The sequence below is a fragment of the Leifsonia sp. KNZ12-8B genome (assembly GCF_056755495.1).
Genome location: NZ_JBPGXM010000242.1, coordinates 1 through 1,548, shown reverse-complemented (window position 1 = coordinate 1,548; position 1,548 = coordinate 1). Strand labels below are relative to the sequence as shown.

Below are 1,548 nucleotides of genomic sequence, written 5' to 3'. Positions count from 1 at the left end.
CGCCGCGCCCCCGGCGCACGGCTGGCCGGTGGCGGTCCGGACGGGGGCGTGCTCGGCCCTCGGTTCCGCTGGGTGAGCATCGGGATGTGCGCGCTGATCATGCTGGCGGCCTTCGAGAACCTCGCCGTCACCACGATCATGCCGACGATCAGCCGCGAGCTCGACGGGGCCGCGCTGTACGCCTTCGCGTTCGCCGGACCGCTCGCGGTCAGCGTGGTCGGGATGGTGGTGGCCGGCTCGTGGTCGGATCGCGGCAATCCGCGGACCGCGCTCTACGGCTCGGTCGGCCTGTTCGCGGTCGGCCTGCTGATCGCGGGGCTCGCGCCCACGATGCCGCTCTTCGTCGGCGGCCGGCTCGTCCACGGCCTCGGTGGTGGGGCCCTCACCGTGGCGTTGTACGTCATCGTCGCGCGGGTGTACCCGCCGGTGCTGCACCCGCGCATCTTCGCCGGATTCGCGGCGGCGTGGGTCATCCCGTCGCTGATCGGGCCGTTCGTCGCCGGGGTCGTGGCGGACGGCGTCGGCTGGCGCTGGGTGTTCCTCGGGGTGCTCGCGCTGATCGTGCCCGCGATGGCGATGGTCGTGCCCGCCATGCGAGGGATGCACGGGCCCGGGCTGGAGGACGAGCGGCCACCGCGCGATCTCGCGCGCATCGGCTGGGCGGTGCTCCTCGCGGCGGCGGTCCTCGTGCTCACGCTGACCGCGGAGGCGACCGGGGTGCTGCAGTGGACGGCGCCGGTGCTGGCCGGCGCGGTGGCGCTGCTCGCGCTGCGGCCGCTGCTGCCGGCGGGCACACTGCTGGCGCGGCGCGGCCTCCCGAGCGTCATCCTCATGCGCGGCCTGGTCGCCGGCGCCTTCTTCGCTGCCGAGGTGTACGTGCCGCTGCTGATGGTGACGCGCTACGGCGTCTCTGCACCGGTGGCGGGCATCGCCTTGACGGCCGCGGGGCTCGCCTGGGCGCTGGCGTCGTGGGTGCAGGGGCGGTTCCCGGGGCTGTCGCACGGCACGACGGCGACGCTCGGCGCCGCCGGCCTGACCGTCGCCATGGCGTCGCTGCTCGCCTCCGCGCTGCTCGGCCTGTCGCCGGCGGTGATCGTGGTCGGCTGGGCGGTCAGCGGCGCCGGCATGGGCATCCTGTTCCCGCGGCTCGGCGTGCTCACGCTGGAGGACTCGACGCCGGCCGATCAGGGGTTCAACAGCTCGGCGCTCACCATCACGGATGCGATCGGTTCGTCGATCGCGCTCGCCGCGACGGCGATCGTGTTCTCCGCCCTGGAACCGCTCGGCGGCGGGTGGCCGTTCGCCGGTGCGTTCGCCGTGACCTCGCTGTTCGTCGTCGCGGTGTGGCTGAACGGGCCGCGGCTCCTGCGCCCGCAGGCGTGACGCCCGCGGCGCAGTCCGCGCCCGCGGTGCCCGCGCCTGTGGCGCCCGCCGTATCCACTCCTGCGGCGCCCGCCGAGTCGTGACTCGTTGCGGGTTCGCGCGCCGAGATGCGACATGATGTCACGACTCGGCGGTGGCAGGCGCGCGGGCGGAGCGGTGCGGGGA

Annotated in this window: 1 protein-coding gene; it reads left to right on the top strand. The window is 75.0% G+C overall.

All coding sequences use genetic code 11. The features are described from left to right. The first annotated feature begins 48 nt into the window (after positions 1-48). Entirely contained in the window at positions 49-1,383 is a 1,335-nt protein-coding gene (locus ACR9ZG_RS18800) for an MFS transporter (RefSeq protein WP_481286366.1), read from the top strand. Positions 1,384-1,548: the final 165 nt, after the last annotated feature.